Source organism: Campylobacter concisus, assembly GCF_002165775.1.
Classification (GTDB): domain Bacteria; phylum Campylobacterota; class Campylobacteria; order Campylobacterales; family Campylobacteraceae; genus Campylobacter_A; species Campylobacter_A concisus_E.
Genome location: NZ_NDYP01000012.1, coordinates 41473 through 65840, shown reverse-complemented (window position 1 = coordinate 65840; position 24368 = coordinate 41473). Strand labels below are relative to the sequence as shown.

Annotated in this window: 24 protein-coding genes; 10 read left to right on the top strand and 14 right to left on the bottom strand. The window is 40.0% G+C overall.

Annotation, left to right across the window (positions count from 1 at the left end; all coding sequences use genetic code 11):
- Positions 1–237 precede the first annotated feature (237 nt).
- Entirely contained in the window at positions 238–582 is a 345-nt protein-coding gene (locus B9N66_RS09335) for a hypothetical protein (protein ID WP_087577910.1), read from the bottom strand.
- A 3-nt stretch (positions 583–585) separates the two neighbouring features.
- Entirely contained in the window at positions 586–1908 is a 1323-nt protein-coding gene (locus B9N66_RS09330) for an NFACT RNA binding domain-containing protein (protein ID WP_087580794.1), read from the bottom strand.
- 234 nt (positions 1909–2142) lie between these two features.
- Between B9N66_RS09330 and B9N66_RS09325 the strand changes: the two genes are divergently transcribed.
- The 3 genes from B9N66_RS09325 (at position 2143) to B9N66_RS09315 (ending at position 6083) form a co-directional block, all read left to right on the top strand.
- On the top strand, positions 2143–4257 hold the full coding sequence (locus tag B9N66_RS09325; RefSeq protein ID WP_087580793.1) for a TonB-dependent siderophore receptor: 2115 nt from the start codon (positions 2143–2145) through the stop codon (positions 4255–4257).
- Between the two features lie 84 nt (positions 4258–4341).
- Positions 4342–5607: a 3-isopropylmalate dehydratase large subunit gene (gene leuC / locus B9N66_RS09320; RefSeq protein ID WP_087580792.1), complete on the top strand. Its 1266-nt coding sequence runs from the start codon at positions 4342–4344 to the stop codon at positions 5605–5607.
- Positions 5608–5615: 8 nt separating this feature from the next.
- The gene (locus tag B9N66_RS09315; RefSeq protein ID WP_180382097.1) at positions 5616–6083 is read left to right on the top strand and encodes a hypothetical protein; all 468 of its coding nucleotides are present in this window, start codon (positions 5616–5618) and stop codon (positions 6081–6083) included.
- A 63-nt stretch (positions 6084–6146) separates the two neighbouring features.
- Here the strand turns inward: B9N66_RS09315 and B9N66_RS09310 are convergent, their stop codons facing one another.
- Entirely contained in the window at positions 6147–6413 is a 267-nt protein-coding gene (locus tag B9N66_RS09310; RefSeq protein ID WP_257639820.1) for an SWEET family sugar transporter, read from the bottom strand.
- Positions 6414–6540: 127 nt separating this feature from the next.
- On the opposite strand from B9N66_RS09310, the gene B9N66_RS09305 reads away from it, so the two are divergent.
- From B9N66_RS09305 to B9N66_RS09275, 7 genes are all read left to right on the top strand, one after another.
- Positions 6541–7029, top strand: a complete 489-nt coding sequence (locus B9N66_RS09305; RefSeq protein WP_087580790.1) for a DUF7832 domain-containing protein — start codon at positions 6541–6543, stop codon at positions 7027–7029.
- 105 nt (positions 7030–7134) lie between these two features.
- Positions 7135–7710: a molybdenum cofactor guanylyltransferase gene (locus B9N66_RS09300; protein WP_087580789.1), complete on the top strand. Its 576-nt coding sequence runs from the start codon at positions 7135–7137 to the stop codon at positions 7708–7710.
- The gene (locus B9N66_RS09295) at positions 7703–8668 is read left to right on the top strand and encodes a phospholipase A (protein WP_087580797.1); all 966 of its coding nucleotides are present in this window, start codon (positions 7703–7705) and stop codon (positions 8666–8668) included. The genes B9N66_RS09300 and B9N66_RS09295 overlap by 8 nt, the downstream gene beginning before the upstream one ends.
- A 166-nt stretch (positions 8669–8834) precedes the next feature.
- Entirely contained in the window at positions 8835–10229 is a 1395-nt protein-coding gene (locus B9N66_RS09290; RefSeq protein WP_087580788.1) for a GntP family permease, read from the top strand.
- Positions 10226–11359 (top strand): glycerate kinase family protein, encoded by a 1134-nt coding sequence (locus B9N66_RS09285; protein WP_087580787.1) that lies wholly within the window; start codon positions 10226–10228, stop codon positions 11357–11359. The genes B9N66_RS09290 and B9N66_RS09285 overlap by 4 nt, the downstream gene beginning before the upstream one ends.
- 193 nt (positions 11360–11552) lie before the next feature.
- Positions 11553–12290, top strand: coding sequence for a 4Fe-4S dicluster domain-containing protein (locus B9N66_RS09280; protein ID WP_087580786.1), 738 nt, complete (start codon positions 11553–11555; stop codon positions 12288–12290).
- A 13-nt stretch (positions 12291–12303) separates the two neighbouring features.
- Positions 12304–15294 carry a molybdopterin-dependent oxidoreductase gene (locus B9N66_RS09275; RefSeq protein WP_087580785.1) on the top strand — a complete coding sequence of 997 codons (2991 nt, stop codon included), beginning with the start codon at positions 12304–12306 and terminating at the stop codon, positions 15292–15294.
- Positions 15295–15516: 222 nt separating this feature from the next.
- Here the strand turns inward: B9N66_RS09275 and B9N66_RS09270 are convergent, their stop codons facing one another.
- The 11 genes from B9N66_RS09270 to B9N66_RS09220 form a co-directional block, all read right to left on the bottom strand.
- Positions 15517–16578 (bottom strand): tyrosine-type recombinase/integrase, encoded by a 1062-nt coding sequence (locus B9N66_RS09270; protein ID WP_087580784.1) that lies wholly within the window; start codon positions 16576–16578, stop codon positions 15517–15519.
- 76 nt (positions 16579–16654) lie between these two features.
- Positions 16655–17515 (bottom strand): AMIN domain-containing protein, encoded by an 861-nt coding sequence (locus B9N66_RS09265; protein ID WP_087580783.1) that lies wholly within the window; start codon positions 17513–17515, stop codon positions 16655–16657.
- A gap of 5 nt (positions 17516–17520) precedes the next feature.
- Positions 17521–17811: a septum formation initiator gene (locus tag B9N66_RS09260; RefSeq protein WP_141083442.1), complete on the bottom strand. Its 291-nt coding sequence runs from the start codon at positions 17809–17811 to the stop codon at positions 17521–17523.
- Positions 17808–19058 carry a phosphopyruvate hydratase gene (gene eno, locus B9N66_RS09255; RefSeq protein WP_087580782.1) on the bottom strand — a complete coding sequence of 417 codons (1251 nt, stop codon included), beginning with the start codon at positions 19056–19058 and terminating at the stop codon, positions 17808–17810. The genes B9N66_RS09260 and eno overlap by 4 nt, the downstream gene beginning before the upstream one ends.
- Positions 19058–20155: a recombinase RecA gene (gene recA, locus B9N66_RS09250; RefSeq protein WP_087580781.1), complete on the bottom strand. Its 1098-nt coding sequence runs from the start codon at positions 20153–20155 to the stop codon at positions 19058–19060. The genes eno and recA overlap by 1 nt, the downstream gene beginning before the upstream one ends.
- Positions 20156–20217: 62 nt before the next feature.
- Entirely contained in the window at positions 20218–20706 is a 489-nt protein-coding gene (locus B9N66_RS09245) for an addiction module antitoxin (RefSeq protein WP_087580780.1), read from the bottom strand.
- An 8-nt stretch (positions 20707–20714) separates the two neighbouring features.
- Positions 20715–21512 carry a UDP-N-acetylmuramate dehydrogenase gene (locus tag B9N66_RS09240; protein WP_087580779.1) on the bottom strand — a complete coding sequence of 266 codons (798 nt, stop codon included), beginning with the start codon at positions 21510–21512 and terminating at the stop codon, positions 20715–20717.
- Complete coding sequence (gene fliQ, locus B9N66_RS09235; RefSeq protein WP_223154533.1) at positions 21509–21778, bottom strand: flagellar biosynthesis protein FliQ; 270 nt, start codon at positions 21776–21778, stop codon at positions 21509–21511. The genes B9N66_RS09240 and fliQ overlap by 4 nt, the downstream gene beginning before the upstream one ends.
- Positions 21775–22590: a menaquinone biosynthesis family protein gene (locus B9N66_RS09230; protein WP_374057424.1), complete on the bottom strand. Its 816-nt coding sequence runs from the start codon at positions 22588–22590 to the stop codon at positions 21775–21777. The genes fliQ and B9N66_RS09230 overlap by 4 nt, the downstream gene beginning before the upstream one ends.
- Before the next feature lie 111 nt (positions 22591–22701).
- On the bottom strand, positions 22702–23199 hold the full coding sequence (locus B9N66_RS09225; RefSeq protein WP_087580777.1) for a chemotaxis protein: 498 nt from the start codon (positions 23197–23199) through the stop codon (positions 22702–22704).
- Positions 23200–23207: 8 nt separating this feature from the next.
- Positions 23208–24296: a nicotinate phosphoribosyltransferase gene (locus B9N66_RS09220; RefSeq protein ID WP_087580776.1), complete on the bottom strand. Its 1089-nt coding sequence runs from the start codon at positions 24294–24296 to the stop codon at positions 23208–23210.
- Between the last annotated feature and the right edge of the window lie 72 nt (positions 24297–24368).

The following is a 24368-nucleotide window of genomic DNA, read 5'->3' as shown; positions in this document are numbered from 1 at the left end:
CTTGTAAAGTAATGCTTCTTAAACTATCCTCTAAAGCTTCTTGTGCTTTTAGGAAGTGACCAGTTAAAAGTCCCTCGATCTTGCTACCAAGTGGGCAGGCTTTAGGTGAGTCAGAGTGGATCTTAAAAAGTTTTTCTTTATCATTTACTGCGTTAAAAATTTGAAGGAGGGTTAGGTATTGGGGAGGGTATCACTGACCTAAGATGTAGCATTTGTGGGACTGGGGCATTTTAAGTATCAAATAGTTATGTCAAGCATATGATGTTCGCTAGGCACTATTTCCTCATTATCTGCTATATCGTCCAAATTTTCTTCGTCACTATCTCTTGAATTTTGTTTTTCGCTCTCAAACTCACTTGCCTCTTCTTCATTTTTTTGGCGTTCATGTTCCTTTTCAGGGTCTATTTTATAAGACTCCTCCATCGGACGCACCTCTTTGATCTCTTCACTTTGTTGCGAGGCAAGCTCAGCTGCCATCAAAGATTGCATATCAAATCTAGCTTGTTGATTTGCATGCACTTGCGATACTACTGGGGCATTTTGGTTTATAAAGTTACTATTTCCTAAAGGTGTTACAGCCATTTTTTAGCCTTTATTTATGATGATAGTTTTATAGTTCGTATAAGTGACATTTGCGCCATTTTCACGTTTTAAATTTTCACGCTTAGTATAGTCTACCTCGTACCTGCCAGCTCCCTTTACACTAAATTCCACGCAGAATTTAGCTGCCATTTCTAGCACATCTTCAGGCACCCTACTCTTGTTTGTCTTAATGATGACATGGGCACTTGGGCTATCCTTTAGATGTAACCATATGTCGTCTTTTTTGGCAAGGTCAAGCAAATTTATATTGCCTTTTTCATTTCTACCAACTAGTATTTTAAATTCTCTAACGTAAAAAATTTCAGCATTTTCACTCACATCTTTTACGTGGCGTTCCCTTTGTTTTGCCTTGTTTTTTGGGCTTAAAATTTCAAGCTCATAAAGACTACTCGCTTCTTTTAAAAGAGATTTTAATCCTTCAAAAAACTTGATTTTTTCTTTTAAATTTCTCTTTTCTATATCTACACCAATGGCTTTTGCACGAAATTTTTTTGACCTTGTGTAAAACTCATTTGCGCTATTTTTTGGTGTATCGCCAAGAGTTAGTTTTATCTCGTTGCCATCAAAATCTTTTAGGCAAATTTCTCTCTCATAGCCCTTAAAATTTCCCAAATTTGCAAGCAAAAGCGTGCCATAGTTTGCACATTCCTTGCTCTTTTTTATCAGCTCATCTTTGTCTTCAAGCGAGTTTAAAATTTCACTCATGCCATCTATCTTTTTTTGCACGCTTGCGAGCTTTGCCTCTTTTAGCGCGGCCATCCTGGACTCATTTACTCTGACCGCTTCGCTCTTAAAAAACACCTCAAAGTCAGTTATGGGCTCGCACGATTTTTCTTTGATAGCAATTGCTGGAAGCTCTCTTAAAACTTCGCCAGTTTCTATTTTGCGATAGCTATTATCGATGTGCCTTAGTGCCTCGATTATTACGTTGTTTTCATCGGTTATTACGGCATTTGTAAAGCGCCCAGTAAATTCAAGATAAAGCACAAAATTTTCACTTTTATATGAGCCGCTTTGCGTGCAGATAAATTTTAAAATTCTATTATCTTTCAAGCACTCAACGCTTTTTATATGCGAGGCATTAAAGCGCTTTTTTAGCACATTATCAAAAGGTGCTTGATAAATTTTTGCTTCTTTTAGCTCGTCATCTTTGTAGATAGCGGAGTTTGATTTGTTTAGATCAAAGATGATCTTCTCGCCATTAAATTCGATCAAAATAGCCATATCATTAATGCGTTTTGCTTGGTTTATCTTTGTAAAATTTGATAAATAACTTGCTATTTGAACTAAATGTACGTACTTCATGTGGGGATTATATCAGAAATGTTGCAAAAATGTTTTAATAAAAGCTTTATCGCTAGCTATGAAAAGAATAGTAAAAATCTGTTTTCTGATCCATGTTTAATTTTTTCAAATGTTTTATTTGTAATGTTATTAAAATATAAATTTTTCGTAAATTCTTTTCACAAAAATTTAAAATATATTTTTATATAATGATAACTATTTTTATAATATTAAAAATTTTTTAAGGGATGATAAATGAATAAATTTCGCATTAGTGCGGTGCTTTGTTTTGCTATTTCTGCTTTAAATGCTACTGATGTAAGCTTAGATGGGATCAGTGTAGAAGATAGTGCAGACGATGGTTACAGGGCCACAACGAGTGAGGTGGGCAAGACAAATACGCCAATTCTTGAGATCCCGCAGACGGTAAACGTCGTGACGCAACAACAGCTAAAGGATAAAAAACCCGAAACTCTAGCCGAAAGCCTTCAAAACGTGAGCGGCGTTAGCTACGGAAACACCACGGGCGGCATCTTTGACTCGATCATAAAAAGAGGATTTGGCGGCGGACGCGACGGCTCGATCATGCGAAACGGCGTGCCCGCTAGCGTCATGCATAGCTTTAACAAAACCGTAGAAAGCGTCGAAGTGCTAAAAGGTCCGGCTAGTTTGCTCTACGGTGCGCAAGAGCCCGGCGGCATCATAAATATGGTCACTAAAAAGCCAAAATACGACTTCTCAAACGAAATTTGGGCTGGTATCGGCAACCGCAACTATTGGAATACAGGCTTTGACACCACAGGACCTATTGCGGAGAGCGGGTTTGCATATAGATTTATATTTGATACTATGCAAAAGGACTACTGGAGAGAGTTTGGCGAATATAAAAACGTCCTCTTTGCGCCATCACTTTCGTATAAAGGCGACGACTACCGCATAAATTTGGCCTATGCGCACACACGCTCGACCGATCCGATCGATCGCGGTATGTATCTCATTCCAAGCACTGGCAAGCTACTGCCGATAGATAAGAAAAGACGCCTTGATGAGCCATTTAATAAACTAAAAACAAAGCTTGACACGTTAGATATAAATTTCGAGAAAAATCTCGGTGAAAACTGGCTACTAAAGGGCGCTTACGCGTTTTCTCGCTCAAAGCACGAATACGGTCATATCAGGCTAATGAACGTAAATTTAAACACGGGCGTTGCGGCTAGACGAAACGAGGCGTATGACGGATTTATCCACCGCACGCATGCTGGATCACTAAATTTAAACGGCTACGTTAAAACTGGCGAGATAGAGCATAACTTACTCTTTGGCATCGACGCAAAGGAGTACTACCGCTATAGACCAGGTGGCCTAAAAGATACGGGTAACCACTTAAGCATCAACATATATCATCCTATCTATGGAAGAGTAGGACTACCAACTGCCAGGGAGTCAAGCATTCAGTATCAAAAGCTAAAAACTATCGGATTTTACGCACAAGATAGCATAAATTTAACTGAAAACTTAATCTACTCTTTAGGAACTAGGTATGAATACTACGACCAAGTAGCTCGCAGCACAACTAGTGGGCCAAATAGCACAGATCAGCAAGATGGCAAATTTACGTGGCAAACTGGGCTTTTATATCTACTAACGCCTCAGTGGTCGGTCTATACCAACTACGCACAAAGTTTCAATCCGCAAATAGCTATGAAAGGCGATATCGGCGATATAAAACCTGAAGAGGGCAAAAGCATCGAGCTTGGAACTAAATTTCAAAACGATAGCATAACGGCTAGTGCGGCGGTTTTTAATATCAATAAGAAAAACATCATGCGTACCGTAAGTGGCGTGAGTACGCCAGTGGGCGAGGCGCGCTCTAGAGGATTTGAGTTTGACTTTAACGGCCGCGTGACGCAAGGACTAAGCGTGGGCGCTAGCTACGCATTCACAAAAACTGAGGTGCGAAAGGATAGCGGAGCGTTTGCCGTGCTAGTGGGCAAACCGCTAGAAGCTACGCCAAAGCACCAAGCCAGCTTGTTTGCTAACTACGACTTTAGCCACCTAGGCGCAAAAGGTCTAAGGATCGGCGGTGGAGCTAGATATTTTGGCTCGTGGTATACATACTATATGAGGACAAATTTACCTGCAGTACCAGCAGGAACGGCATTCAAGATGGATAGTGCGGTTGTTTACGATGCTTTCATCAGCTACGATACCAAGATCGCGGGCTACGAGACGAATTTCTCGTTTAACGTCAAAAACTTGACCGACAAGCTTTATTATACATCCTCATCTACTGGTACGGATGCTAATATCATACCGATACAACCAGGCTATGCTCGTCAGTTTATGCTAACAGCTAGCGTTAAATTCTAAATTTACTAGGCCTTTTGGCTTAGTAAATTTTCTTTAAATTTAGCAATTTTCGTTAAAATCGCCTCAAAAATTTAAAGGAAATTTATGAAACAAACTATCACCGAGAAAATATTTTCAGATCACGTTGGCAAAGAGGTAAGCGCAGGAGAGATCATCGAAAGTAAGATCGATATGATCATAGGCAACGATATCACGACACCTATTTCGATCAAGCAGTTTGAGCGAAGCGGCGCTAAAAAGCTAGCCAACCCAGACGGCTTTGCCATCGTTATGGATCACTACATCCCAACAAAAGATATCCTAAGCGCCAATCAAGCTAAAATTTCACGCGAATTTGCCTACAAACACGATCTTAAAAACTATTTTGATGAAAAAGATATGGGCATCGAGCACGCACTTTTGCCTGAAAAAGGGCTAGTCATCCCGGGCGACGTCATCATCGGTGCAGACAGCCATACCTGTACACACGGCGCTCTTGGAGCGTTTAGTACTGGCATGGGCAGCACCGACCTAGCTTATGCGATGATCACTGGCAAAAACTGGTTTAAAGTGCCTGAGAGCATCAAGGTCGTGTTTAAAGGTAAGCTTGATAAGCACGTCTACGGCAAGGATCTCATCCTTGAGATCATCCGTCAAATAGGCGTTGACGGCGCACTTTATAAGTCGCTTGAGTTTTGCGGCGAGGTGATAGAGGGCCTTAGCATGGATGATAGATTTTCTATGTGTAACATGGCGATCGAAGCTGGTGGTAAAAGCGGTATCATCGCGGTTGACGAGATCACAAAAGAGTTTTTAAAAGATAAAAATTTGCGTGATAAACCAAAATTCTTCTACTCAGACGAGGGTGCAAAATACGACAAAATTTTAGAGATCGATGTCACAAACCTTGATCCAGTCATCGCATATCCATTTTTGCCAAGCAACGGCAAGAGCGTAAGACAAGCAGTTCGCGACAATCTAGCTATTGATCAAGCATTTATCGGCTCATGCACAAATGGTCGTCTAAGCGACCTTCGTATCGCAGCACAAATTTTAAAAGGCAAAAAAGTAGCTCGCAAGACAAGGCTCATCATCACTCCAGCGACGCAAAAGATCGCAAGAGCTGCCGAAAAAGAAGGTTTAATCGATATTTTCATTGATGCAGGAGCGGTTGTGAGTAATCCAACTTGTGGCGCTTGTCTTGGCGGATATATGGGAATTTTAGGTGCAAATGAGCGCTGCATCTCGACGACAAATAGAAATTTCGTCGGACGTATGGGCGATAGAACGAGTGAAATTTATCTAGCCAACTCAGCAGTTGTAGCGGCCTCAGCCATAGCAGGTAAAATTGCCGATCCAAGAGACTTATAAAAAATAATATGGATAGTTTGATATCTGATTCATTGAAAATTGTACTTGGTGCAGTCCTAACAATGTTTGCGCAATGGGTGTATGCTAATCTAAACACAAAAAAAGAGAAAAATAAACTCAGGCGACAAAAGCTAGAGGAAGCGTTTATTATAGTAGGGGATATTTTAGGGGGAATACATTACAAAGTAGCTTTATTAATAAATCCAAATTTAAATATAGAAAATCCAAAATTTGAAATTGGTAAATTACACTCAATTATCAGTTTTTACGCGCCAGAACTCCAAGAGGACTATAAGGATTTTATGTCTACATATCAAGAATTTATTCCACTTACTGCAACAAGATTTAGAACTTCAAGCGATGATGATAAAAGTATAAAAGAGATAATAGATGAACTAACAAAAATAGCCTTTTTGCTGAATTCAAAAGGTAATATAATCAAAGAAAAATTGACTAAAATAGCGCAAACACTATAATAGATTAGCTGTTGTGGCGACGCAAATAACTTTTTTATTGCAGTGCTAGCCATAACAACTAAATCAGCGCATTAAAACGCTGTTATTGTAGCCAAAAGACCAAAGATTATACCTGGGAAGTTTGCGGCAGAAAGTGGATAGTCTTTTTTTAGCTTTTAATAGTCCGTAACTTGTCCAGATTGTGCAGTTTAGTGCGGCTGCCAGTGGCTGTATAAAAGGCGTCTTGTTGCCGTCAAGGTTGCCCATTATTTGTGGGATGTATGAAAAGTACATAACAACTGATAGGCATGTGCCGATCCAGCCTAAAATTTGTAGATTTTTTTCGCTCATTGCTTCTCCTTGAATAAAAGCGCCATTATGTCTTTTTTAATCATAGCAAGCAAATGGATAAAGTAGCCATGATTTTTACTGCGATTAAGATGGTTTTAGTAAAATTGAGCATTTTAAAAGGATAAAAATGCCAGATATAGTATATGACAAAGCAAAATGGCATTGGGGTGCGAAAGATGCGCCGACTGATATACCGCATGAAAACGGTGCGACACACATTGCATTTTTCTTTCGCTGGTGCATGGAACACAAATTTTATTCAAAGGAATTTGCAGCAGATTTTGCGGACGATATAGCACAGATGGATGAAAATTTTAACTATCGTCAGTATCTTTTTGACGCTATGGACGGCGTACTTGGAAGTGCGGAGCTAAATACTGTTGGTAAAGCCTTTGCAAAAGCTTACTATACGACCGATCGGACAAAATTTGCCAAAATGTATGGTTGGTATTTGCAGGATTATACGGATTTTGTTTCGAAAAAATTTGGTGAAAAATACTTTGATAACGCCTATTTTTATATAAAAGACTCACAAGAAAACTATGCCTTGATCAAAGCTATCATAGATCATCGCTACGAAGAATTTTTAACAATGAAAAAGGCAAAGCAGGCTTAAAATTTCACAAGTAGCATAAACAAAAATAAGTTTTTATCACATATTTTTGGTAGATCAAAGCCGTTTTTAGCTAAATTTAGCCTCATAACTTTCTTAAGGGAAAAGATGCAAACTTGCGTGATTTTAGCAGGTGGCAAAAGCTCGCGTATGGGGCAAGATAAGACACTTTTGCCATTTGGTGGTTTTAAGACGCTTACTCATTATGAGGTTGCGAAATTTAGCAAAGTTTTTGACGAAGTTTATGTGAGCTCAAAATTTGAGAAATTTAGCCCGCCACTAAAGCTTATAAAAGATGAAAATAGCAATAACTATTCGCCAATGCTCGCACTTTACTCCATTCTTAAAAATTTTGATCATAGTGTTTTTGTGATACCAGCCGATATGCCATTTTTTGATCTTAAAAGCTTAGAGGAGCTTGCTAAATTTAAAGATGAATTTGACATGGTTGTGGCTAGTGATAATGAGCACATTCACTCGCTTTGTGGTTTTTTTAGCCCAGGGCTTGCCACTTTGGCTCATGAGTTTTATTTAAAAAATGAGCATAAAATCGGACTTTTGAGAAAAATCTGTAAATGCAAAGTAGTAAATTTTAAAGATAGTGATCAGTTTTTTAACGTAAATTTCCCTGACGAATACGAAATGGCAAAGAAAATCCAAGAAAAGAAGATAGATGATGAGTAAAATTTTATTATTTTTAAGCCTTAGTCTTAGTTTTTTGATGGCAAGTGGGTTAGATGATTTTAAAAGGGCACAAGAGCTGGAGCAAAGTGGCGACATAAAGGCTGCGATGCAAATTTATAAAGAGCTAGCCAAAGGCTCTTTAAACGAGCAAGAAGCGATACAAAATGTACAAGCAAGTGAGCCAGCGCCAAGAGAGGCGAAGCTAAAGCAAGCCGATCTTTTAAGGGAAGATAAAAGTGGTAAAAATTTACAAAATGCACTTGGTATCGAGCTTTATAAATTTAACTACCTTTTGCCAGTAACTTATGCCAAAAATGTGCCAAACGATGAGCGAAAGAGCGTTGAAACTAAGTTTCAAATAAGCCTTGCAAAGCCGCTATTTTATGACCTATTTGGGCTTAGAGAGAGCCTTGTGGCAGCCTACACGCAGACATCTTGGTGGCAGATAACAAGAACTTCAGCCCCGTTTCGTGAGACGAACTATCAGCCAGAAATTTTTCTAAATTTTGCTTCGCCAAAATATTTGGAGCAAATAGGTGTAAAAAACCTAAAATTTGGACTTTTGCATGAGTCAAATGGACGAGATGGTAGCAATTCAAGAAGCTGGAATAGAGCTTATTTGCAAAGTGATTTTGTTTTTGGCAAGCTTAGCATTTCGCCAAGAGCTTGGATAATAGTAGGCAATAAGGGTGATAATAAAGATATATTAAAATACATCGGGCACGGCGATGTAAGACTTAGCTACAACCTTAATGAACACATTTTTAGCCTAATGCTAAGAAATAACTTACATTTTGATAAAACAAATAAAGGTGCTGCTGAAATTTCATATATGTTTCCTATCTTCTCAACCGGAGTTTATGGCTATTTGCAGTATTTTACGGGATATGGTGAGAGTTTGATTGATTATAATAGGCATACTGATAAATTTGGTCTTGGTTTTGTTGTTTTAAAATAAGCTAAAAATTTTAAACTTATAAAATGGCTAAATTTAGGCAAATAATCATAAATTTACTCAAATATGTCAAAAAAATTTAATTAATCAAAAAACTTAAAAATATTAGAAAAAATACAAGCAAATTTTGCTAAAATCTTAAGCAAAATCTCAGAGCAAAGGAGTTTTTATGAGCGGAATCTCACTAATTGTCTGTTTTGTTGTAGCCATCATACTTATGATCGTTATGATCTCTAAGCTAAAAGTGCATCCATTCTTGGCACTTATGAGCATTTCTTTGGTTCTTGCGATCGTCGCAGGCATTGATCTGTCCAAGATCCCAGCGATGATAGGTGTCGGCTTTAGTGGCACATTTAAGAGCATCGGTATCGTTATTATCTTTGGAACGATCATCGGCACCGTGCTTGAAAAAACCGGAGCTGCTTTAAAGCTAGCGGATATGGTTGTAAAGCTAGTCGGACAAAAGCGTCCAGAGCTTGCTATGCTCATCATGGGCTGGGTTGTCGGCATTCCGGTATTTTGCGATAGTGGATTTGTCGTTTTAAACTCTATTCGCGAGGCACTTTATAAGAAAATTTCAGCAAGCCCAGTCGCGATGTCAGTCGCACTTAGTGGCGGTCTATACGCATCTCACGTCTTTATCCCGCCAACCCCTGGTCCAATAGCAGCAGCCGGCACACTTGGTCTTGGCGGAAATTTACTCCTTGTTATCATCATGGGAACAGTTGTTTCTATCCCAGTTTTACTAGCTGTCTATTTCTTTTCAAAGAGTATTGGCAAAAGCGTAACAATAAGCGACAAAGATGCTGACGCTACCATCATAGCTACCTACGAAGAGCTTTTAAAGAAATTTGGCACACTACCTAGCGGATTTTTGAGCCTTGCTCCTATTATCATGCCTATTATTTTTATGGCAATCGGCTCGATCGTTGATGTACTAGCAAAACAAGGTATGCTTGATAAGGCTTCTTTTTTACCAAAAGTACTTTTATTTTTAGGCAACCCTATTATTGCTCTTGCTATTGGTGTGATCTTTTGTGTATTTTTACTGGCCGAGTCTAAAAAGATAAAAGAATTTGACCATATCACGAATGAGTCTTTAAAGATCGCTGGTCCTATACTTTTCATCACCGCAGCTGGCGGTGTTTTGGGTAACGTTATCACGGAGGCTGGCTTTGTAAATTTCATAAAAGAAAATGCCTCTACTATAAAAGCGATAGGAATTTTCTTCCCATTCATCATCTCAGCCGTGTTAAAAACCGCTCAAGGAAGCTCAACTGTGGCAATCATCACAACAGCATCTATCATGGGTGCATTTAGTGCTGATAACTCACTTATGCAAACACTTGGCTTTACGAGTGAAATTTCAGCTGCACTTTGTGTCATGGCGATAGCATCTGGTGCGATGTGCGTATCTCACGCAAATGACAGCTACTTCTGGGTTGTGACAAATTTTAGCAAGATGAGCGCAGATCAAGGATATCGCACACAAACGGCTATGACATTTATAATGGGTATAGTTGGTATGATTAGCGTTTACATATTATCTTTGGTGCTTTTATGAGAATTTTAGTCGCGATTGATTCGTTAAAAGGCTCGCTTAGCTCACTGGAAGCGGGCCTTGCCATAAAAGAAGGACTAGAAGAGATTGGCTGCGAGGTCGTTGTCAAGCCCATCGCTGATGGCGGTGAAGGTAGTGTAGAGGCGATGGCTGATGCACTTGGTGCGAAATTTATAGATACGATAGTTAAAAATCCACTTGGTACTGAAATACTAGCCAGATACGCCCTAAAAGATGATCTTGCCATACTTGAGATGTCAAGTGCTTCAGGTCTCACACTAATAAATCCAGACGAGAGAAATCCACTAAAAACTAGTACATTTGGTTTTGGACAAATGATAAAAGATGCCATTAGCAAGGGTGCTAGAAAATTTATCATTGGCATTGGCGGAAGTGCGACAAATGATGCTGGTACAGGTATGCTTAGTGCACTTGGGTTTAATTTTTATGATAAAAACGGTATTTTGCTTGAAGGAAAAGGCGAGGATTTAGCCAAAATTTGTGAGTTTTCGGACGAGAATGTCTCAAAAGAGCTAAGAGAATGTGAGTTTTTGATAGCTTGTGACGTGGACAATCCACTTTATGGCACAAACGGAGCAGCTCACGTTTATGCTCCTCAAAAGGGTGCAAATGGCCGCATGGTAAAAGAGCTTGACGATGGACTAAAACACTTTGCAAGCCTCGTAAAAGAAAAAAATGGTACCAAATTTCACACACAAAAAGGTGCTGGTGCGGCCGGCGGACTTGGCTTTGCATTTGTGGCATTTTTAGGAGCAAAACTTCGACCAGGCATTGAGATCATCACGCAGACCATCGCACTTGAGGATGAGATCAAAAAGGCTGATCTGGTCATCACTGGCGAAGGCCGTATGGACTTTCAAAGCTCAATGGGCAAGACACCAACTGGAGTTGCAAAACTAGCCAAAAAGCATAATAAGCCAGTGGTTGCACTTGCTGGATGTGTACAAAAATGTGCCAAAGATTGCTACAAAAATGGGATTGATGCCTATTTTTGTATATTAAATGAGCCAGTAAGTCTTGAAGAAGCGATGAGAAAAGATGTCGCGATTAGAAATTTAAAGATGACAGCAGAGCAAGTCATTCGCCTTTATATACTAAACCACAAAGTATAAATTTAAGAAGATAGAAGTTTATTTTCTATCTTTTTCCTACTTCTTCCTAAATTTTACTATCCAAATTTTATCTTTTAAGTGCTACAAAAATTCTCAAAATTTAATACATTTTGCAAAAATATAAAATAAACTTTAGAAAAAATATTTACTATGTTAAAATAAGAAAAAATTCTAAAAAGAAAGGAGAATTTTTATGCAACAGACCTTAAATTCTCGTCGCAGTTTCATTGCAGCTGCAGGATTATTTTTTGCTACGACCGCACTAAAGGCTGCACCAAAGGACTTTAGTAGTAGTGGTGTTCGCTACGGCATGGCGATAGATCTAACAAGATGTGTTGGATGTCAGTCATGTACTATGAGCTGTATGTTAGAAAACGACGTTCAGCCAGGTGCTTTTAGAACCATTGTTTCCGAGTATGAGGCAAGAGATAAAAACGGTAAAATGGCAGTCATTGCGTCACTTCCAAGGCTTTGCAACCACTGCAACAATCCAGCCTGTATTAGCGTTTGTCCAACTGGTGCTAGCCATCAAAGAAGTAATGGCATAGTAAAGATTGATACAAAAGAGTGCATAGGCTGTGCGCTTTGCGTAGAGGCCTGTCCATATCATGCAAGATATCTTAGCCTGCATACCTACAAGGCCGATAAATGCACCTTCTGCGACCACAGACTAAGAGCGGGACTTCAGCCAGCATGCGTAGAGAGCTGTGTGGGCGGTAGCCGTATAATAGGCGATCTTAACGATCCTAACTCAAATATCAGAAAATTTCTAGCCACACACGAGACTATGGTTATAGATAGCCCTAAAAATACAAATCCACAGGTGTTCTACCACGGTGTTAGTAAAATTTTGGCTAAAAACAATAAAAAACTCGAGCTTGATAATGGATATAAAAAGGTTATCAGCTGGAACGAAGAGATAGCACAGTAAAAGGAAATAAGTAATGCAAAGAAGAGAATTTTTAAAAAGATCAGCCGTGCTCTCAACACTAACCACGAGTGCTATGCTGGCAGATGGAGATAAGGACGACTATAAACCGCAGGCAAACTCACTAGAGCCTGAATTTCGAGTAAAGGACGGCAAAATTTCACTTAGTGATGGACATAGCGTTATTTTTTCGATGTGCCATGGCTGTACGACGAAGTGCGGCATAAGACTCCACATAGACGACAAAAACGACCGAGTTTTAAGATGTAGTGGCAATCCATACCACCCACTTTCAAACGTACACTGGGCAAATTTTGACACATCGATAAATGACGCACTTCTTGCCACAACGGCAAGTGGTGAAGATGAAAAGCGAGCCACAGTTTGCGCTAGAGGAGCGATATTGCCTGAGATGATAGACTCACCTGCAAGGATACTAACGCCACTAAAAAGAGTTGGTAAAAGAGGCGAGGGTAAGTGGAAGAGCATAAGCTTTGAGCAGCTAGTAGAAGAGGTAGTGGAGGGCGGAGATCTCTTTGGTGAGGGGCATGTTGATGGGCTAAGAGCAATATATAGCGACGAGCTAATCGATAGCGAAAACCCAGAGTACGGTACCAAACGCAATCAATTTTTAAGTTTTTATCTATATGACGGACGCTCTGACATCGTTGATCGCTTTGTTAAAAAGTCATTTGGCACTATAAATCACTACTCTCACGGCGGAATTTGCGGTGGTGGCTTTAGGGTCGGCGGCAAGATCGCGCACAACGCAAAGGGCTTTGCACACACCAAGCCAGACTATGAAAATTCTAAATTTATCATCTACTGGGGCACTTCGCCGTCAAATGGTGGCAACCCTTTCCAAAAGCAAGCAAAAATGCTCTCTTACACAAGAGGCACTAGAGATGACTTTAGCTATGCGGTAGTCGATCCAAGCGTTACAAACGCAGTAAAATACGCCTCTTCGGACAAAGGCCGCTGGATAGCGATAAAGCCAGGCACCGACTCAGCTCTAGCTATGGCTATGATACGCTGGATCATAGAAAATGAAAAGTACGCCACGAACTATCTTATGCAGCCAAATTTAGATCAGGCAAAGCTAGCAGGCGAGATACACTGGTGCAACGCTACGCATCTAGTCATCACCGAAAAAGACCACAAAGACTATGGTAAATTTGCACTTATCAACAATGAATGGCAGGTCTGCTCGCAAGATGGCAAGATACAAAGCTACAAGGCAAATGAACCAGCCAAGCTCTACTACAAAGGTAAAATTTTAATAGACGGCAAAAAGGTCGAGGTAAAAAGCTCAATGCAGCTTTTAAAAGAATCAGCTTACAAGCATAGCTTAGAGGAGTACTCAAAAATTTGTGGTGTAAGCATTGAAGATATCATCTGGCTTTGTGAAAATTTCACCAAAAATGGCAGACAGGTGAGCACAAACGTGCATGGCGGTATGATGCATACGCAAGCTGGTATGACTACTTTTGCGATACTTTGTCTAAACACACTAATGGGCACTTACGGCTACAAAGGCGGCAACGTCAATGCAAGTGCCGGCACACACGAGTTTTTAAAAGGCAGATATGACCTTGAGAGCTTTGAGGGCGCTTATAAGCCAAATGGTCTAAATTTATCAAGATCAGGCAAATACTACGAAACAAGCTCCGAGTATAAGCGCAAAGTAGCAGCTGGCGGCAGCGGCTATCCATCAACTCAGCCATGGTATCCTATCTCTATGCCACTTGTAAACGAAACGCTTACAAGTCACAAGGCCGGCTATCCATACAAAGTAAAAGTTTTCATAAACTACATGACAAACGTACTTTACGGACAAGCAGGACTTGAAAGAGCGGTCTTAGACGTGCTAAAAGATAGTAAAAATTTACCACTTTTTGTGGGCATCGACGCCTTTATGAACGAGACAAACGCCTATGCTGACTACATCGTGCCAGACGGAGTAAATTTAGAAAACTGGGCACTTCCAAACTCTCTTTGGGGAACGATCGCTAAAACTTCAGTCGTGCGCTATCCGGCTGTTAGCTCAAAGCAGGCAAAGGATAAAAACGGCGGCACGATCGACGTTGAGGCATTTTATATAGCCGTGGCAAAGAAGCTTGGACTAAAAGGCTTTGGCAAAAATGCCTTCAAAGACAAAGATGGAAATTTCATGGACCTTGACGTAAAAGAGCAGTATTATGCGGCTGCACTAGCAAATTTAGCCTTTGACGGCGAGGGTGTGAAAGATATAAGTGACGAGGATAAAAAGCTTAGTAAGATATCAAGAGTGATGACAAAACTCGATCCTTATCTAAAAGACGAAGAGAAGCCAAAAGTAGCGCACATACTAGCAAAAGGCGGCAGATACGATAGCTACGAGAGCGCATATAATGGCGATAAAGCAACCGTAAAAGTGCCAGCGCCTACGCCAGCTTCGATCTACTATGAGCCACTCGGTGGGCATAGACACTCAATAACAGGCGAATATATGCCAGGAGTGCCAAGTCTGATGCTACCAGTAGCAAGTGACGGTACGCCGCTTGAGAAATTTTTCCCACGCTCTGAGTGGAAATACACAGTAAGCTCAAGAAAGTCAAATATCCAGCACTTCTACACCTTTGTTAGCCCAAGGCTAAGATCTGTTCATCCTAAGAATTTCATAAGGATATCGACAGATGTGGCTAGCGAGCAAGGCATACACTCAGGCGATAAGGTCAAAGTGACTACTCCTTATGGTGCGCAAGTTGGTGAGGCGTTTGTGACGGATGGCGTTGCTAGCGGAGTTATTAGTATCGAGCATGGATTTGGCCATGATGAGTTTGGTATAAGAACGCACACTGTCGATGGAAAGCCAGCTTTTGGGATCGCAAATTTAGAAAAAGGGGTCAATCATAATAAGCTTGGACTTCTTGATCCAAAAAGAAATGGCGAATTTAGTTTAAATGACTGGTTGGTTGGCACTTGCGCTAGACAAGCACTTCCTGCAAAGATAAGAAAGATCGGCTAGTTTGATATAAATTTGGCGAGTAGAGTAAAATTTGCTTGCCAAATTTCACTTTTTGTAAGAGCTTTTGACTGGTGGATTGTAAATTTAGATACAGAGCAAGCTTTTAGGCTGCTTGCAAGCTAAAATTTCCTCATATATTTATAGGGTTTCATAGTTAAATAATGTTTTAAATTTTGCATGAGTTAAATTTAGTATTGCTAGTTTGCTTTGGCTTTAAGTGCTCTAGTTTGCTAGATCCTCAGCTACTTTTGCAGCAAGTTTTAGCTTATCGCTATCAAAGTGAGTATAAATTCTTGAGGTATTTAAGCTTGCATGACCTAGAGCTTCTTGCACCAAAACAAGGTCCTTTTGCTTTTTGTAAAGCATTGTTGCAAAGGTGTGGCGCAGCATGTGGGCACCATTTTTCTCTTTTCTGATGCCAGCTTTAAATAAAATTTGCTCAACTATGCGGCTAACATAAGCCTGCGTAAGCCTGGTGCCTTTTTTATTGATGAAAAGATAGCCCTCTTTGTTGATGTAGTTTATTGCAATCGCATTTAGATGAGCTTCTATTAGGTGGCGTTTTATCATAACGATGCGGTATTTGTTACCTTTGCCCCGGATCCTAATGATAAAAAGATCGCCATCTTCAGTGATATCCTTTCGCTTTAAATTTAGAGCCTCGCTCACACGAATGCCAGTAAAAATTATCGTTTTTATTATGAGCTTATTGCGATTTGAGTTTTGCTTAAAGTCACTTTCTTCGATCACATCTAGAAATTTTTTGACCTCATCTTCGCCCATAAACTCAGGCAACTTTTGCCCTTTGTTGCCACTAACTCCGCCCCAGTTTTTTAAATTTATATCAAAAACATGGGCCTTGCCGTCCTCTTCGTTTTGTTTGTCTAAAAATGCAAAGAAATTTATCACCGAGATGCGGTAATTTTTCTTACTAGCGTCGCTTAGTCCGCCAGTCGTGCTAGCTAGTATTTCGCTTAACAGCTCTTCATCGATCTGTTTTAGGCTGCTAAGCTCGTAAAATTTCATCGTTTCATATATTTTTTTAAGCGGATTAAAGTAGGTATTTATGCCAGTAAGCCCCGCGTTTCTCGCATTTTTTACTAAGCCATCAAGCTGGTCTATGTTTTTTATCTCGCGGCTTAGAGCGAAATTTACACTTGCAAGTGCCTTTGGATCCCTAAGCTCTTTATTTGAAAGTGAGCTAAGTTTAAATTTGACATAGCGAGTGAGCCAAAAAATAAATGAGTTTTCAAAATTATCTTTGCAATCAAGTGGATATTTCAAACCAATAGCCTTAAATTTTTATTTTGAAAAGTATTATATTTGAAATTTTATAAAATCTACTCTTTTTAAAATTCAACTATAAAAGCTTAAGCAAATATCCATTTTCAACGGCTTCAAGCTTATATTTATGCATCTTATCAAGCTCTAAAACCACTCTGAAATATCTATCATGCCAGCCTATGATCACATTCTTAAAATGTTCATTTTCAAGTTTTAAGCTCTTGGTTTTAAAGCTTCTTGGCGGCCTTGCAAAGTCAAGAACGATCTTATTTTTCTCATAAGTAAAATGCTTTAAATTTTTAGTTTTTGTAGCGATTTTTAGCTCTTTGTTGTTGGCTAGAAAGCTTATAAAACCTAGAAATTTAACATCTTTTCCATTTTTGACACTATCAACGGGTTTTGCACTAGGCTCAATCTTTATCTCGACCACCTTTTGTTCAGGTTTTATGTTAGTTTCTTTTGCTTTATCTGTGCTAAGATCGATCACTACAACATTTGGAGTTGGCATATCTGAAGTTTTATTTCTATCTTTATTTGAAATTTTAGTTTCATTTTTTTCTATTATCACAGGAGTGCTTACTTTTTGGCTAGGCATATTTGCCATTGTGACCGAAACATCTAGCTTTTTTGCCACAACTGGTTCTGGATTTTTTACCTTATTTAAAGCAAATTCATCGCTGTAATCGATAGTTTTATTTATATCAGCTAGTCTTTTTTCCTTTATAGTGCCGTCATTTGCTCTATATCTTATAGTAACATCTAGTAAAAGTGCCGCATCGCTTGGAAATTTAAACGAAAGAGAATCAAATCTATCAAATTTTTCTATGATATTTGTTGTCATAACGCTTGTGTTTAGCTCGCTAATAGGCATAAATGGGTTCTCTCTAGCAAAGACGCTTGTTGCAAATATAGATAAAACTAACCAAAATTTTTTCATCATTCCTACTTTTTATTAAAGTCTGGCTCAAGGCCTTGTAATTCAAAATAATCTTTTTGCAGACGCGCATTCATTTTTTTTAAAATTTCCACGTCTTCGCTAAGTCTCTCTTTTTTACTCTGAAGGCTTAGCATAACATCAAGTGAGCGTTTGCCAAACATTATATTGCCCACATAAAAGGCAAACATAGCCACACAAATTGTGGCTATGATATATCGCAATGTTGGTCTAATATATTTTACAATTTTATGAAATATGCCATCAGTGCTGCCATATTCGTCTAAAATTTCGCTCAAATATTATCCCCCAAAAACTCTCCAGCCTCAAGTTCGATCTCAAGCAAGCGATTATATTTTGCATTGCGCTCGCTTCTTGAAGTGGCACCTGTCTTTATCTCGCCAGTGTTTAGAGCAACTGCGAAGTCAGCGATAAACGCATCTTCGCTCTCGCCGCTTCTATGGCTCATAACGCAGCGGTAGCCGTTTCTCTGAGCAAGTCGGACGGTTTGCATAGTTTGAGTGACTGAGCCTATTTGATTTGGCTTAATTAATATTGCATTTGCGATAGTTTTTTCAATGCCTTCGCGTAAAATTTTCTCATTTGTAACGAAAAGATCGTCACCTACTAGCTGCACCTTGCTTCCAAGCCTTTTTGTAAGCTCAGCCCAGCCGCTCCAGTCGTCCTCGCTAAGGCCATCCTCGATAGAGAATATCGGATATTTTTCGCAAAGTTTTTCGTAGTAGCTAATGAGTTCGTCGCTGCTAAATTTCTTGCCCTCAAGCTCGTATTTGCCGTCTTTATAAAGCTCGCTTGAAGCAACGTCAAGGGCTAGCTTTATCTGGCTGCCTAGCTCATATCCAGCCTCTTTTACAGCCTGTGAGATAAGTTTTAATGGCTCTTCATTGTCTTTTAAATTTGGAGCAAAGCCACCCTCGTCACCGACAGCTGTGCTGTGTCCGGCTGCGTTTAGGATAGATTTTAGCTTGTGGTAAATTTCAGTTGCAGCCCTTAGCGCCTCGCTAAATGTGCTAAAGCCAAATGGCATGATCATAAATTCTTGAAAATCGACGCTGTTGTTTGCGTGTGCGCCACCATTTATGATGTTAAACATCGGCACAGGCAAGATGCTAGCGTTTGCACCGCCAAGATAGCGGTAGAGCGGGATATTTAGGCTCTTTGCAGCTGCGCGAGCTACCGCCATAGATACGCCAAGTACTGCGTTTGCGCCTAAATTTGAGTAGTTGTGTGTGCCGTCAAGCTCAAGCATCTCTTCATCAACTGCTTTTTGATTATAAGCGTCAAGGCCAATGATCGCCTCGGCTATCTTTTCATTTACGTTTGAAACGGCCTTTAAAACGCCTTTGCCAGCGTATCTCTCGTCTTTGTCACGAAGCTCGAGCGCTTCACGCTTGCCAGTGCTTGCGCCGCTTGGTACGATCGCGCTTGCCTCAGTCCCGTCGCTAAGTCTAACTGTCGCACGAACTGTTGGGTTGCCTCTACTATCTAAAACCTCGTGAGCTTCTACATCTTCAATAAATACCATTATTCATCTCCTGCTTCGTTTGTTTCGTCATCTTCGTCTTTTGCGCCGCTGCTTATTAGGTGATCTATACCCATTGAGCCTTTGATCGCCGCTACTATCTCGTCAGAAATTTCTGGGTGCTCTTTTAGGTAGGCTTTGGCGTTTTCTCTGCCTTGACCTAGTTTTTCGGCTTTGTAGCTAAACCACGCACCTGATTTGTCGATGATGTCGAGTTTTACACCATAGTCGATGATCTCGCCCTCTTTGCTCACACCCTCGCCAAACATAATGTCAAATTCAGCCACTTTAAATGGAGGCGCGACCTTGTTTTTCACTACTTTTGCTTTTGTGCGGTTGCCGATAGGCTCGTCGTTTTGTTTAAGTGTGGCTATCTTTCTAACGTCTATTCTTACTGATGAGTAAAATTTAAGCGCATTACCGCCAGTTGTGGTCTCTGGCGTGCCATATCCCATCATACCGATCTTCATACGAATTTGGTTGATGAAGATAACAGTTGTCTTCATCTTGCTTAAAATTCCAGTTAGCTTTCTAAGCGCCTGACTCATTAGTCTTGCTTGCAGGCCAACGTGCTGATCGCCCATATCGCCGTCTATCTCGCTCTTTGGAGTAAGAGCAGCGACGCTATCAACTACGATAAGATCGATCGCTCCACTTCTTGCAAGTGTCTCAACGATCTCAAGTGCCTGCTCGCCAAAGTCTGGCTGAGAGACATAAAGGTTGTCGGTATTTACGCCTAAATTTGAAGCGTATTTTACGTCTAGTGCGTGCTCTGCATCGACAAATGCACAAATTCCGCCAGCTTTTTGCGCTTCAGCGATGATGTGAAGTGTGAGTGTGGTCTTACCAGAGCTCTCTGGCCCATAGATCTCGATGATCCTACCTTTTGGAACGCCACCTATTCCAAGAGCTAGGTCAAGCCCTAGCGAGCCAGTCGGTATCGACTCGATAGCCTCAACCTCTTTGTCGCCAAGTCTTAAAAGCGTGCCTTTGCCAAAAGCTTTATCGATCTGCTTTAGCGCAAGCTCAAGCGCCTTTTTCTTGTCCGCTTCGCTCTCTGGGATAGCTATCTTTTTGTCACTATCTTTTTCTTTTGCCATTTTTTACCTTATAGTTGAAATTTGGCTTGATTTTATCTAAAAAGAGATGAATTTTACTTGATTTACTCGCAAATTATAATATTTTCGCCAAGCAGCGCAGCGCTATCAATAAGAGCAAAAAGATGCTCTTTTTCAAACAAAAATCCATAAATTTGATCTTCGTTTTTTAGTATCGCAAAATTTAGCGGCTCTACAAGCGAGCTAGCACAAAGTGTAAGAAAGGCTTCATCGATATTATTTTGTGAAATTTGGGGTTTGGTTTTGAAATTCTCATCTTTTATAAAAGATATAAATTCCTCTTGTGAGGTTAATTTATTAAATTTAAAAATTAGTTTTTCTTTTAAGGCCTGGGCTAAAATTTCATCAAATTTAACTAGATCGATGTGATTTTGAACACCTAAAATTTTGGCAAAATTTAGCAGATTTTTATCGTAATCAGCCATATTTTTCTCATGCTCGCTTTGCGCCTTTTTAGCCCTATAAATGGCGTAAAACCCAATAGCTATAAATAAAAATGAAAGGGTAAAAACTTCGCTCAAAAACTCACTCATCATCATCCTTATAAAATGCAAACTTCAGTCTTAAGCTCTACTCCAAATTTCTCTAAAACTCTAGCCTTTGCCAAATTTATAAGGCTAGTGGCGTCCTCAAAGCTTGCGTGGTTAAAATTTATCAAAAAATTTGCGTGCTCCTCGCTAAATTTCGCTCCGCCTATCACGTATCCTTTTAGCCCAACTGCCTCAAGCAATGCCCCTGCAAAGTGACCATCAGGATTTACAAAGCAGCTACCAAAGCTAGCTCCTTTTGGCTGATTTGCCCTTTTTGCGCTGATAGCTTCAGAAATGCTTACGTCAAAGCCACTAGAAAGCTTAAATTTAGCCCCCAAAATGGCCTCATCTATGCCGCTGTGGCGGTAGCTAAAGTTTATCTCATCCTTGCTCACCCAGCCACGAGCCAGACGCACATGCGTGAGGTTGTCGCTTATGCTAAATTTAAGCAGCCCAGCGTTCATTTTTATAAGTCCGCCAAGCGTGCCTGGGATATTTTTTAAAAACTCAAGGTTCGCGATGTTATTTTGTTTGCAGAAGTTATAAATTTTAGCTGATTTTGTCGCAGCACCTATCTCAAGGTAAATTTTTTCATCACAAATTTCTAAATTTATATAGTCAAAACTTTTGCCGAACATCGCCATTTTTGGGGGATTTGGCGAGATAAGAAGGTTATTGCCTCCGCCTATCATCACAGCGCCTAAAAAGTAAGGTGAGCTTAGATCTTCAAGGCTAGTTACCTCAAAAACTTCATGCACGCCGCCTATCCTAACCGAGGTAAATTTAGAAAAATCAACAAGCCTCGTCACTGGATAAATTCCGGTATAAACTCAAACATGCGAGTGGTAAATTCAACCATCATCGAGATCATCCAAGGCATCAAAAATATGATAACAACGACGACTAGCAAAATTTTTGGCACAAAGCTTAGCGTGGTTTCGTTTATCTGTGTGGTCGCTTGAAAAATGGAGATGATAAGACCTGCGATTAGGCCGCTTAGCAGCATCGGAAGGCTGATGTAAAGGGCGATCTTAAAGGTTTCAACTCCAAGCGAGACAAGCGTACTTTGCATCAGCTAAACCTTACTTCGTTGTATTCAGTTGGGATTAGGTAGTCGTTTACGTCGATTGGCTTTTCAAAAAAGCCTTTGTCATAGCCTATTTGATAGAGCTTATTTAGCGCTTTTAGCTGCGTTTCGTTCATGCTTATTGACTCGTCATTTGCGTATAAATTTAGATACGCTTTAAGATCCTCTTTGCCAACTCTGATGAGGTTTCGCTCCATTAGCATGTGAGATAAAAATGGCTTGTGCGAAGTGGCGATCCTGACAGCCTCGCTAAGCACTCTCTCGCACTCGATCGCGTCGGTTATGGGCAGGCTTCGTCTAAGCGCCATGCCACCAAGTGGAAGTGGTAAATTTTCGCCGTTTAGCTCGCTCCAGATGTCCCAAATTTCACGCTCTACGCAGAGCTCGCCTGAGAAATTTAAGATACTTTCATGTATGAGCACGCCAGCATCGACTTCGCCGCTAAGTACAGCATTTTCGATCTCAAGGAAATTTTTATAAACGATCCTTGCCTCTGGGTAGGCTATGCGAAAGAGCAGTGCATTTGTCGTGTTTTTGCCAGAGAGTGCGACCTTGAAATTTCGCTTTAGCTGCTTGCCTTTTAGCTTGATAAGCTTTGGGCCATATCCATTGCCAAAGCTCACGGCGCAGCGTAAAAGTGCATACTCGTCGCAAATTTTTGGATAGAGTGCAAAGCTGATTGCTGTGGCCTCATAAGTACCTTTTAGCGCCTCTTCGTTTAGTGTTTCTATATCAAGTGCCTTTGATGTGAAGGCTAAATTTTTACTGCTAACCCAGCCAAATTTGACCGCGGCATACATGAAAATATCGTCAGCATCAGGCGAGTGAGCGACGTTTATATTCTTGAAATTTTGCAAAGATGATCCTTTTTTGATTACGCCATTTTAATGAAATTTATTTAAAATAAAGTTTTAAGGGCGACTTTGAAACGATTTTACCAGCTTTGCCTCTTTGAAATTTAGCACGTATTTCACGTCTATGGCGTCTTTAGCCCCTTTTCTTCGAGCTTGGAGCGTTGAGTAAAACGGATGTTTAAGCTCTAACATCTTAAGTAGCTTTTGATCGCTATCTTCTTTTTTTATATTTTCAACGATTATTGTCGTTAAAAATTTGCCCTCAAACTCGTAAAATGGCCACACTATTGCGCCAGCATCGCTTGTTTTAAAGTTATTTATTTTAGATTTTTTAGGGATATTTAGCATCGAGATGATCTTTTTGTGAGGAATTTCTGCGTTTTGCACAGAGATCACCTTTACAAGCAGGTCTTTTTTGACGCCAAGTCCATTTTTGCTAAAACGATAAACTCCGTCTTCAAAGATGCCAATCTTTTCAAAGGCATTAGCGTAGTTTGCGGCAGTGCAAGTAGTCAGCAAAAGTGACAGAAATATTAAAATTTTTATAAATTTCATCTTTTCTCTTAAAATTTCACTCTCTTTAGCTTATCTGAAGCGAAATTTTTCCTGCCAAATTTAGCCTCATTTTTGCCGTTTAGCTCGACTAGATCGCCAGTAAAGCCACAAATGTCATTTTTAACAAGATAACTTCCAACGCCATAAGTATCAACCGGCGTGTTATGAGCTTCAAAATCTTCTATAATCTTAGGACTAAAGCCTGAGCTAACGACGATTTTAACGTATTTAAAGCCAGCTTTATCAAGCGCCTCTCTTAGAGCAAATATAAGCTCCTTGCAAACGCCATGTGGGTCAAACCCGCTAGTATCCTTATCATCAAAATATTTATCAATCAAATTTTTACTAGTATCGACTCTAACCGCGCCAAGCCTCTCTTTTAAGGCATTTGCAGCCTTTAATGCATCTATGATCACGTCGTTGTTATAGTCCACCAATGCCGTGATCTTCTCATTTTCAAAGGTTTTAGCATAAATTTCTGAGGCTTTTACTATATCTCCACCGCACATTTGAATAAGCGCATGAGGCATGGTGCCACCACCTTTTAGCCCAGTAAGCTCGCCCTGAGCATCTGTAGCGACCTTTTTGATGCCGCCTACAAATGATGCATAGCCGTCGCCTGGTTGCGTGCAGATGTCATCTTGCCTGTCTGCCATGCTAAAGACGTCCTTGCCATTTGCCGCTCTTATCACGTCTCTTGAATTTGTCGCCACGCAGCTTCTTCTAGTAAGGGTCGCGTCGATCACGTTTTCTAAAAAGCCAAAATTTTCATACTTGCCGCTTATCTTTAAAACTGGCTCGTTTGCATTTATTATATCGCCATCATTAAGTGCATAAATTTCAAGCTCGCTTGGGTCTTTGGCAAATTTATTAATGACGGCTAAAACCTCGTCAATGCCGCAAAGCACGATATCATCGCGCCTTTGGAAAAACTGCATCGTCACATGCTGATCGGGTAAATTTTGCTTAATTATCTCATTTACTTTTAGAAAATATTTCGCCGTGAAATAACCCTCACCGATCCTTGGATCTAGCCTAAAGGTCTTGTCTGTTAGCCTATCTATCTTGCCTTGCAACTTTAGCTCAAGTTCGTTCATATTTGTCCTTTTTTGGTGTGATTATAGCATTTTGGTAGAAAAGTAAAAATTATAAAAATATATTTTAAGAAT

Coding starts and splice junctions, on each gene's coding strand:
- B9N66_RS09335 (WP_087577910.1), bottom strand. CDS start 582: ATGGCTGTAACACCTTTAGGAAATAGTAACTTTATAAACCAAAATGCC.
- B9N66_RS09300 (WP_087580789.1), top strand. CDS start 7,135: ATGCAAACTTGCGTGATTTTAGCAGGTGGCAAAAGCTCGCGTATGGGG.
- B9N66_RS09280 (WP_087580786.1), top strand. CDS start 11,553: ATGCAACAGACCTTAAATTCTCGTCGCAGTTTCATTGCAGCTGCAGGA.
- B9N66_RS09290 (WP_087580788.1), top strand. CDS start 8,835: ATGAGCGGAATCTCACTAATTGTCTGTTTTGTTGTAGCCATCATACTT.
- B9N66_RS09225 (WP_087580777.1), bottom strand. CDS start 23,199: ATGAAATTTATAAAAATTTTAATATTTCTGTCACTTTTGCTGACTACT.
- B9N66_RS09230 (WP_374057424.1), bottom strand. CDS start 22,590: ATGTATGCCGCGGTCAAATTTGGCTGGGTTAGCAGTAAAAATTTAGCC.
- eno (WP_087580782.1), bottom strand. CDS start 19,058: ATGGTATTTATTGAAGATGTAGAAGCTCACGAGGTTTTAGATAGTAGA.
- recA (WP_087580781.1), bottom strand. CDS start 20,155: ATGGCAAAAGAAAAAGATAGTGACAAAAAGATAGCTATCCCAGAGAGC.
- B9N66_RS09305 (WP_087580790.1), top strand. CDS start 6,541: ATGCCAGATATAGTATATGACAAAGCAAAATGGCATTGGGGTGCGAAA.
- B9N66_RS09295 (WP_087580797.1), top strand. CDS start 7,703: ATGAGTAAAATTTTATTATTTTTAAGCCTTAGTCTTAGTTTTTTGATG.
- B9N66_RS09315 (WP_180382097.1), top strand. CDS start 5,616: ATGGATAGTTTGATATCTGATTCATTGAAAATTGTACTTGGTGCAGTC.
- B9N66_RS09275 (WP_087580785.1), top strand. CDS start 12,304: ATGCAAAGAAGAGAATTTTTAAAAAGATCAGCCGTGCTCTCAACACTA.
- B9N66_RS09310 (WP_257639820.1), bottom strand. CDS start 6,413: ATGAGCGAAAAAAATCTACAAATTTTAGGCTGGATCGGCACATGCCTA.
- B9N66_RS09330 (WP_087580794.1), bottom strand. CDS start 1,908: ATGAAGTACGTACATTTAGTTCAAATAGCAAGTTATTTATCAAATTTT.
- B9N66_RS09220 (WP_087580776.1), bottom strand. CDS start 24,296: ATGAACGAACTTGAGCTAAAGTTGCAAGGCAAGATAGATAGGCTAACA.
- B9N66_RS09245 (WP_087580780.1), bottom strand. CDS start 20,706: ATGAGTGAGTTTTTGAGCGAAGTTTTTACCCTTTCATTTTTATTTATA.
- B9N66_RS09285 (WP_087580787.1), top strand. CDS start 10,226: ATGAGAATTTTAGTCGCGATTGATTCGTTAAAAGGCTCGCTTAGCTCA.
- B9N66_RS09265 (WP_087580783.1), bottom strand. CDS start 17,515: ATGAAAAAATTTTGGTTAGTTTTATCTATATTTGCAACAAGCGTCTTT.
- B9N66_RS09325 (WP_087580793.1), top strand. CDS start 2,143: ATGAATAAATTTCGCATTAGTGCGGTGCTTTGTTTTGCTATTTCTGCT.
- leuC (WP_087580792.1), top strand. CDS start 4,342: ATGAAACAAACTATCACCGAGAAAATATTTTCAGATCACGTTGGCAAA.